At 44.0% G+C, this 9613-nt stretch carries 9 protein-coding genes and 1 pseudogene; all 10 read left to right on the forward strand.

Annotated elements, in window-relative coordinates; genetic code table 11:
- The first annotated feature begins 24 nt into the window (after positions 1-24).
- The 10 genes and pseudogenes from JCM19038_RS23315 to JCM19038_RS04020 all read left to right on the forward strand — a co-directional run bounded on the left by JCM19038_RS23315 (position 25) and on the right by JCM19038_RS04020 (position 9188).
- Positions 25-504 (forward strand): ABC transporter substrate-binding protein, encoded by a 480-nt coding sequence (locus JCM19038_RS23315; RefSeq protein ID WP_238554274.1) that lies wholly within the window; start codon positions 25-27, stop codon positions 502-504.
- Positions 505-516: 12 nt separating this feature from the next.
- Entirely contained in the window at positions 517-1200 is a 684-nt protein-coding gene (locus JCM19038_RS03980) for an ABC transporter substrate-binding protein (RefSeq protein WP_238554275.1), read from the forward strand.
- A 94-nt stretch (positions 1201-1294) separates the two neighbouring features.
- Positions 1295-1684, forward strand: coding sequence for a PaaI family thioesterase (locus tag JCM19038_RS03985; RefSeq protein WP_042414774.1), 390 nt, complete (start codon positions 1295-1297; stop codon positions 1682-1684).
- Positions 1678-2820: a thiolase family protein gene (locus JCM19038_RS03990; protein ID WP_152549328.1), complete on the forward strand. Its 1143-nt coding sequence runs from the start codon at positions 1678-1680 to the stop codon at positions 2818-2820. Before JCM19038_RS03985 ends, JCM19038_RS03990 begins: the two co-directional genes overlap by 7 nt.
- Before the next feature lie 25 nt (positions 2821-2845).
- Positions 2846-4021, forward strand: a complete 1176-nt coding sequence (locus JCM19038_RS03995) for an acyl-CoA dehydrogenase family protein (protein WP_042414778.1) — start codon at positions 2846-2848, stop codon at positions 4019-4021.
- 70 nt (positions 4022-4091) lie between these two features.
- Entirely contained in the window at positions 4092-4853 is a 762-nt protein-coding gene (fabG, locus tag JCM19038_RS04000) for a 3-oxoacyl-ACP reductase FabG (RefSeq protein WP_042414780.1), read from the forward strand.
- Between the two features lie 17 nt (positions 4854-4870).
- Positions 4871-5320 (forward strand): MaoC family dehydratase N-terminal domain-containing protein, encoded by a 450-nt coding sequence (locus JCM19038_RS04005; protein WP_042414782.1) that lies wholly within the window; start codon positions 4871-4873, stop codon positions 5318-5320.
- The gene (locus JCM19038_RS04010; RefSeq protein WP_042414785.1) at positions 5317-5754 is read left to right on the forward strand and encodes a MaoC/PaaZ C-terminal domain-containing protein; all 438 of its coding nucleotides are present in this window, start codon (positions 5317-5319) and stop codon (positions 5752-5754) included. The genes JCM19038_RS04005 and JCM19038_RS04010 overlap by 4 nt, the downstream gene beginning before the upstream one ends.
- 260 nt (positions 5755-6014) lie before the next feature.
- Positions 6015-7490 carry a sodium:solute symporter gene (locus JCM19038_RS04015; protein WP_042414788.1) on the forward strand — a complete coding sequence of 492 codons (1476 nt, stop codon included), beginning with the start codon at positions 6015-6017 and terminating at the stop codon, positions 7488-7490.
- Between the two features lie 20 nt (positions 7491-7510).
- Positions 7511-9188, forward strand: a pseudogene (locus JCM19038_RS04020) (M3 family oligoendopeptidase).
- Positions 9189-9613 lie beyond the last annotated feature (425 nt).

The following is a 9613-nucleotide window of genomic DNA, read 5'->3' on the forward strand; positions in this document are numbered from 1 at the left end:
ATTTTCTAAAGGGGGGTTTCTGTTTTGAAAAAGTTCTCGTTAATCGTTGGGTTGTCGGCAATCGTTGCTCTTAGTGCGTGTGATGCAGAAGAAACAATTGTTTCAGAAGAAGGGGCGCCAGAAAGTGAACCTGGTACTGAGGCGGACGCTGAAGCAGGTGATGATGAAGTTGAACCGGAAGAAGTTGTCACAGCGGAAGGAACTGAAGTTGTCACAATTGGCTATAGCGGTCCACTCTCAGGTGCAGCTGCTTTTTATGGGAATAACACGGTTAGTGGTTTAACGATGGCAGTAAACGAGATCAATGAAGCAGGTGGATTTGAAGTAGACGGTCAACAGTATTCGTTTAACCTTGTTGCACTCGACGATAAATATTTACCGAACGAAACAGGAGCAAATGCGAGGCGATTGATTCAAGAACATGACGTACCAATGTGTTTATCCCGCATAGTGGAGGGATTTTTGCGACACAAGTGTTTAATGAGCAAGATGATTTCATTGTAGGGGCGTATTCAAGTGAGCCTGACATTACGGCACAAGACAATGCCCTCACTTGGCGAATTCCGAATACGTATGACATTTATGTTGAGCCGTATTCCGAATACCAAATGGAGCGCTTCGGTCCGAAGCTTGCGATGCTCCCACCTAGTACACAGTACGGGTACGACTGCAGATGAGTTAGCTCCTGCATGGGAGGAACTTGGTGGTGAAGTCGTTTACGATGGTTCAATTGATTTCGCAAAGGAAACGGATTTCTTCACAACGATCACCAATGCGTTAAGTGATGACCCAGACGTTCTCTTTGTTGGAGGATCGTCTGAACCGACAGCTCAAGTTATGCAGCAGGCAAGAGAATTAGGGTTTGAAGGTGGATTCTTCATTATGGACCAAGCAAAGCTTGATGAAATCGAACGAGTGCTTGGTGATAACGCCGCAGATGTTATTGAAGGGTCAGTTGGGGTTCCACCTCTAGTCGTGGACCAAACAGAAGGAAATCAGCAATTTATTGAAGATTACATCGAGCACTATGACTCAATTCCTGGATCCGAGGCGGGTTATCACTATTACGTCGTCTACATTCTTGCTGAAGCGATGAAAGCAGCGGGCTCTGTCGATGATGCAGCAGCGATTCAAGCGAACTTAGGCGAAGGTGTAAATACGGTACCAGCTGATAAAGAAATCTACCAATTACAGAAGTGACGGCTGAGGGCGGTATGAATACAGAGTTCCGTATGGCAGTCGTTGAAGATGGAGAGATCATTCTCGTAGAGCCATAGAGAGTAAAGGAGAGATTATGGATGGGCGTTGCGAAACAGAGCCTTTTTACCAGCTATTAGGGTTTCAGGACGGGTTGGATGGAGATGAGAATGTCTACTTGCAGCTTGAAATACGCGAAGATCATTTAAATAACAACGGCTCGTTGCATGGCGGTGTCCATGCAACGATGCTTGATAACGTATTCGGCGCAATGATTTATTACAAAACCGGATGCAGAAACTTAACGATTTCCCTTCATGTTCATTACTTAGCTCCAGCGCGTGAAGGTGTGCTAACGGCAAAGGGTTCGTTCATGCAATTAGGATACAAATCCGCGCAACTCGATGGTTATATCTATGATGAAGACGATCAGTTAATCGCGAAGGGAAGCGGAACGTTTAAATTACTTAGGGAGGCGAAATCATGACTGAAGTTGTTATCGTATCAGCAGTTCGTACTGCCATTGCAAAGAAAGGGGGAGCCCTTGCAAAGGTTGATCATACCATCTTTGGCGGTCAGGTAATTAAAGAAGCATTAAGACGTGCAGAAGTTGAAGGAGAGTCAGTTGAAGATGTAATCCTCGGCAACTGCCTTAGTGGTGGTGGAAATGCTGCTCGTAAATCTGCCCTTGAAGCAGGGTTGCCGATTGAAGTGCCTGGTCTGACGATTGATCGTCAGTGTGGATCGGGCATTAATGCGGTCGCACTTGCTGCAGAGAAGATCTTGAGTGGTCAAGCGGACATTGTCGTTGCTGGTGGAACGGAGAGCATGTCTTTAAGACCACACTTATTGCGACCAGCAACGAGAGCGTACGATACGTTCCCACCACAATTCGTTTCACCGAGTCTTGCACCAAAAGAAATTGGTGATCCACCGATGGGAATTACTGCTGAAAACTTAGCTGAGAAATATGAGATTAGCCGCAGTGAGCAAGATGAGTTTTCAGCTCGTAGTCAAGAGCGCATGGTCAATGCGATTGAACAAGGTTACTTCAAAGAGCAAATCGTACCGATCGGTGAGTTCGATACCGATGAACACCCAAGAGCAGGAACAACGGTCGAAAAGCTCTCGAGCTTACGTGCGGTCTTTAAAGAAGGTGGAACCGTTACAGCAGGGAACAGTTCAGGCGTAAACGACGGGGCTTCGGCACTTGTCGTCATGAGCGCAAAAGAGGCGAAGCGTCGCGGGTTAACGCCACTTGCAGTCGTAAAGGACTGGTCGGTGGCAGGAGTGGACCCGAACATTATGGGGATTGGCCCAGTTCCTGCAGTTCAAAAGGTAATGAAGCGCTCCGGTGAAACACTAGATAACATGGACCTTATTGAATGCAACGAGGCGTTTGCAGCACAAACGTTAGCAGTTGACCGAGAGCTCGGATTTAACCACGACAAATTAAACGTAAACGGCGGAGCGATCTCCCACGGTCACCCTATCGCTGCAACGGGAGGTATGCTCATTACGAAGCTCGTGTACGAATTGCAACGTCGTGAGTTGAAAAAAGGCCTTGTGACTGCTTGTATCGGTGGCGGCCAAGGAATTGCACTAATCGTTGAAAGACCATAAAAAAAGACAAAAAGGAGTTTTTACGATGCATTTACGACTAACAGAAGAACAAAGAATGGTACAGTCCACAATTAGAAAGTTTGTAGAAAAAGAACTTATGCCGTTGGAAAATGACGTTTTACGTAACGAATTAGAAGGAAAACCGAGTCTTCCTGCCGAAAAGGTAAAGGAGCTGCAACAAAAAGCAAAAGCAGCAGGGTTCTGGGGGATTAACACACCAGAAGAATACGGTGGAGCAGACCTCGGTCAGATGATGCTTGCGCTCGTTCTGATGGAAGTTTCTAAGACCTTTGTTCCGTTTAGCTTCGGTGGTTCAGCAGACATTATTCTTTACCGTGCAAATGAAGAGCAAAAAGAGAAATACTTACTTCCAACAATTGCGGGAGACAAGAAATCTTGTTTCGCCATTACTGAACCTGGCGCAGGATCAGATACGCGTAACATTAAGATGACCGCCTACAAAGACGGCAATGATTGGGTACTAAACGGTGAGAAGACATTCATTACCGGTGGAAACGAAGCAGACTTTGTTATGGTTATTGCAATTACCGACAAAGAATTGCACGAGAAAACAGGTCGTGAAGGCGTGACGTGCTTTATTGCTGACCGCAGCATGGGCTGGACGTCTGAGTACATCCATACGATGGGTGAGTGGGGACCAGCGTCATTGTTCTTTGAAGACGTGCGTGTTCCTGAAGAGAACATTCTTGGTGTAATTAACAAAGGATACGATCTAGGGCTTGAGTGGATTGGGTTTGCGCGTTGGATTGTTGGTGCTCGCGCCGTCGGTTCTGCTGAGCGCTTGCTCAATATGGCGATTGACTATTCGAAAGAGCGTGAAACATTTGGACGCCCGATTGCAGATCGTCAAGCGATTCAGTGGCAAATCGCAGATTCTGCCGTAGAGCTAGAAGCTGCTCGTTGGCTCGTCTTAAATGCAGCATTTAGCCTTGATAATGGTGAAGACAACCGCCACCTCGCATCGATGGCAAAATTATACGGTGCAACGAAAGGAAATGACATTATCGACCGCGTTCTCCAAATTCATGGTGGAATGGGTTATACGAAAGAATTACCGATTGAACGTTGGTACCGTGAAGCACGTCTTTGGAGAATTTATGATGGAACGGATGAGATCCAACGCCTAATCATTAGCCGTAACTTAATTAAAGGTCACGTGAAACTCGGTCAATTTATCTAAATGTAACGTGGGTGAGTGCAGGTATTTCCTTACCGAGCGCTCACTCATCTTTCTAAAGGAGCGAATAAGAATGGGAAATTTCACAGGTAGATCAGCCATCGTGACGGGTGGTAGTCATGGGATTGGCTTAGGGATTGCTAAGCGCTTTGCAGACGATGGAGCGAAAGTGGCGATCGTTGATATTAATGAAGAGAACTTACAAGCAGCCAAAGCGCATTTCGAAGAACAAGGACAAGAAGCCAAGACAATTCAAGCGGACGTAAGCAACTACGAGTCGATGCAAGCGGCGGCACAAGAAGTGCATGATGACTTCGGTTCTCTAGACATTCTCGTGAACAACGCTGGCGTCATTCGTGACAACATGTTGTTTAAAATGACGGATGATGACTGGGATACCGTTATGAATGTCCACCTAAAGGGTTCATTTAATGCTGCCCGTGCTGTACAGCAATACATGGTGAATCAAAAGTACGGTCGAATCATTAACATCTCATCAACTTCAGCACTTGGTAACCGTGGACAGGCAAACTACGCAACAGCAAAAGCTGGCTTGCAAGGGTTTACGAAAACGCTTGCCATTGAACTTGGGAAGTTCAACATTACAACAAATGCAATTGCACCAGGATTTATTGAGACGAATATGACAAGAGCAACGGCTGAACGCATTGGTATTTCATTCGATGACTTAATTCATGCGAGCGTTTCTAACATTCCGGTTGCTCGTAGTGGGAAGCCAGAAGACATTGCCAATACCGCGGCGTTCTTCGCAGACGAGCGTTCTGGTTTTGTAAATGGTCAAGTTATTTACGTCGCAGGTGGTCCGAAAGCCTAACAAAAGGAGGAATCGTAATGTTCCAAGATGCAGTAGGTCTAAAATCAGAGCAGATTAAGAATACCGTTGAACGTGGTGCTGTAAAGAAGTTTGCAGAATCAATTGATGACGTTCATCCACTTTACGTAGACGAATCATACGGTAAAGAGTCCCGGTTCGGGAAAAATATTGCGCCACCAACGTTCCCAAGAACGTTTGATTACGGGACAATTAAAGATTTACATTTGCCAAATGTAGGACTCATTCACGGTGAGCAACGATATCATTACAAACGCCCATTGCTCGTCGGAGAAGATGTCTATTGCTATGCAGAAGTGAAGAGTTATACAGAAAAAGACGGAAAAAGCGGTAGCATGGGATTTTTAACTCTAGCAAATAATGGTGTTGATGAAAGCGGTGAGATCGTCTTTGAATCCACATCGACGGTCATTATTTCTGAGACGGTAAGGAGGAAGTTAAGCGTATGACGGATGTAAAGACAATTAAAGCAGGTGAATCGTTAGAATCGATCACATTACCTCCAGTCTCCCGCATTGATTTAATCAAGTATGCCGGTGCTTCTGGTGATTTCAACCCGATTCATACGATTGATGAGGAAGCCACAGCAGCTGGACTTCCAGGCATTATCGCGCATGGAATGTGGACGATGGGCAATTTAACGAAACTATTCACACCATATCTTGAAGACGGTCTCGTTACAGATTACCAAATCCGTTTCCGAGGGATGGTATTCCTTGATGATGTCGTGACGCTTCATGCGACGGTGAAAGATCGTGATGAGAAAACGATTACCTTTGAAATTGGAGCAAGTAAACAAAACGGAGATACAGCATTAAAAGGCGAAGCGTTTACGAACTACACGGCGCTTAAAAAGAATAATCAACAACCTGTCCAAACGTGATGAACATTCGTGATCAAAATGATCCGAGGCGAGTCATGAGTAGGGCAGGTTTTTTCGTTAGATAAGCTGTCGAAAGTGCTGAAAAGGTTTTGTAAGAGCAGGATTATATTACAAAAGGGAGGTGTTCCTTGTTGGGTGATTTAACGTTATTAATGGTCGTCTGTTTAATGCCAATCATTGCATCGTTCGTACTAGGTGGATATTGGTTAAAGCATGAACGGTTTCCGTGGGAGAAATAGAGAGGAGGTTGATTTTCCAAGATGATGTACGTTGGGATGGCCATTGTATTTTTAATTATGATTGTGACCGGTGTGATGTCGTATTTGCAATCAAAAGGGCTCGCATCGTTCTATGTGGCTGCAAGAAGTGGTCGCTGGTATTTAATTGCCGGATCGTTGTTCGCCTCGGGTGTAAGTGGTGCGACTTTTCTTGGGGTTATGGCTTGGTTTTATGAGTTAGGTGCAGGAACGATGTGGATTCCGGCTGGTATTGCTTGGAGTTATTTTGTACTTTGCTTCTTAATCGGACCTAAGTTGAGGCGTTTCGGTCAATTGACGATTTCAGATTACCTTGCTGAGCGCTTTGACAGTCCACTTCTACGACCAGTGTTCTCCATTATCGTTAGTGTATGGATGGTGATTTTACTCGGCTCATTATATGTGCAAGGGGGACTATTGTTCTCACAGATGTTCGGAATGAGTTACACCCAAAGCACGGTTATCACAGCGGCGTTTGTTGTCATCTTCACGGTGTTTGGTGGTATGGTTATTATTTTGAAAACGGATTTTATCGGAACGTTTATTATTATCGGCTCTCTCGTCATCACGATGCCGTACTTAATTCAAGCTTCTGATGGTTGGGGAGCTGTTACGACGTCCATTCAATTGGAATCTCCGAATTATTTTACGTCTACAGGCGAATTAACAGCACTAATGGCGTTTTCTTGGTTTTTTATATGGTTGTTCGGTTACCTCGGAAATCCTGGATACTTAACTCGTTTCTATTCAGCAGTAAACGAACGTGAAATTATTAAAGCTGGGATTGCAATTGCTGTCATCTACTTACCCGCATTAACGCTGTTTTTTATTTCGGCAATTTATGCTCGTTCTTTGTTTCCAAGTATTGAAGACCCAGAGTTGCTTTGGATTGCTTATACGATGGAATATGCACCTCCAATTGTCATTGGGATGGCGATGGCGGGGATGTTTATGGCAGTCATGACATCTGCGACATCGTGGTTACTTGCAGGTGCATCAAGTCTTGGACGAGATATTTACCAAAAGATTATCCACCGCAACGTTTCCGAAGAACGAATGCTTGTCGTCACGAAGTTACTCGTCTTAGTATTAGCCGCACTCTCAGTACCAATTGGAATAGCAAGACCGGCGTACATTATGGAGATGATGAACCTTGCGTATTTGATTGCAGGAAGTGCGGGTGGACTCGTAATTTTACTTAGCATGTTTTATCGTAATATGACGAAAGAAGCGGCGTGGGCAGGCATCATTTCGGGAGCTTTTATAGCGATTGGTGCCTCAATCCTACAAAACATGGGTATATGGCCTGCGAGCATTGATCCGATGATTCCAACTGTAATCACCGCGTTCCTCATCATATTGATTGTTAGTCGTCTTACAAAGCCAAATCACAAAATGCTTTCAGTCTACGATCGAATGAATGTGAGGGAGAGTTCAGCGTCGTCCCAAAGCAGGAATTCCTCGATTTCTGTAGAATGATCGTTTAGAGGTGATTTGAAATGAAGAAATTCCATGAGATGGAATACGATGGAATTAATGTTGAAGAAATTCAGAATAAAACCTATGCAATTACGGACCAGTTTCAAAAAGCGGATTCTTTTGACGAGCAAAATCGTCTATTGAATGACATGAACGAAATAAAAAAAGAGGTCACGACCCAAGAAACACTCGTGTCGATCCGTCATTCAGTCGATACAACGGATGAATTTTATAAGCAGGAACAAGAAAAGATGGATCAAGTCTTACCGGAACTACAAGAAGCATTTCAATCGTTTTCGAAGGCGCTCGTTTCGGCAACATACCGGGAGCAATTAGAAGAGCGGTGGGGTTCACAATTGTTTGCATTAAAAGATCTTCAGTTGAAAACATTCGCTCCAGAGATCGTACCAGATCTTCAAAAAGAAAATAAGTTATCGTCTGAGTACTCCCAGCTGATCGCTTCTGCCAAGATTGAATTCCAAGGGGAAGAATATACGCTTGCACAACTGGCACATTGAACAAGATACAGATCGCTCGGTACGAGAAGCTGCAGCAATTGCCCGTACGACGTTTATGGCAGATAACGAAGCTGAACTTGACCGCATTTACGATGAACTTATTCAAGTAAGAACAGCCGCTGCTAAGAAACTTGGATTTGAGAATTTCATTGAATTGGCGTATGCACGGATGTCACGTACGGATTTTGATCCAAAAGACGTGGAGAAGTTCCGAGCGCAAGTGAAGGAACATATCGTTCCATTTGCATCTGAATTGAAAGAAAAGCAACGTCAACGCATCGGTGTAGACACGCTCATGTATTATGATGATCACTTTAAACATCCTGATGGCAACGCGAAGCCAAAAGGTGACGCACAGTTTATTTTGGAACAAGGAAAAACGATGTATGATGAGCTTTCTGAAGAGACGAAGTTCTTTTATCGACAGTTGCTTGATCGTGACTTAATGGATGTGCTCTCTCGAAAAGGTAAACAGAGCGGCGGGTACTGTACGTTCATCGCAAATGAAAAGGTTCCTTTCGTGTTTGCGAATTTCAATGGAACGAGTGGGGACATTGACGTGTTGACTCACGAAATTGGTCATGCGTTCCAAACGTATGAAAGCCGTGAATTAGGTGTTGAGGAATATCAGTTCCCAACAATGGAAGCTGCAGAAATTCACTCCTTTAGCATGGAATTCTTTGCATATCCTTGGATGGAGAACTTCTTCAAAGAAGATGTAGACAAGTACTTCTACGACCACCTGGCAAGCAAAGTGTTTGCACTTCCGTACATGGTCGCAGTAGATGAGTTTCAACATCGTGTGTATAAACAACCTGAATTAACACCAGCGGAACGAAAAGCCATTTGGCGTGATTTAGAGCGTACTTATATGCCGCACATTAATTATGGAGATAACGACTACTTAGAAGGCGGTAGTCTCTGGCAACGACAGTTACACATTTTTGTAATTCCTTTTTATTATATTGATTACGGTTTAGCTCAAATTTGTGCTTTGCAGTTTTGGAAGAAGGCAAATGAAGACCGTGAAGCTGCCTGGAATGATTACCTTGCTCTCTGTAAATTAGGCGGTTCTCAATCATTTGTGAACCTCGTTGAGTCGGCAGGTCTTAACAGTCCGTTTGAAGACGGGGTTGTAGAAGACGTCATGCAAGAAGTGAAGGCATGGTTTAAGCAGTAAGAAACGACCACTCTAAGTAATGTACGTTGCTTAGAGTGGTTTTTCGTGTCTAAACTGAATTTTTCTAGAAAAAGTAGGACTCGTTCGACACCGCTTTGTTATCATTTTTTGTTTCATTGCTGAACGTATAGAATGCTCGACAGCAATCCCTAGCGGTTGTCATCATCTCGACAGAATCATACAAATTCTCACAGGTTTCATCATGACAATCGAAGTAAGGGTGTTGGTTCATTGGTCTCTTATTGAAGGGCTGTTCACTGAAGATTGGACGTTCCTCATCAACCATTTGTACTAAAAAATGGTAAAAACAAAAGTGGTTTATTCTCATTTTTTTAAATATTTAATCTAGTAGTATTAGAGTGACAACAAAGACTTCCGACATAAATCTTCATACTCATAAGGAGGTGACTTTCGGTTCGACATTC

Origin of the sequence: Geomicrobium sp. JCM 19038, assembly GCF_000698125.1 — a bacterium.
Classification (GTDB): Bacteria; Bacillota; Bacilli; order Bacillales; family Marinococcaceae; genus Geomicrobium_A.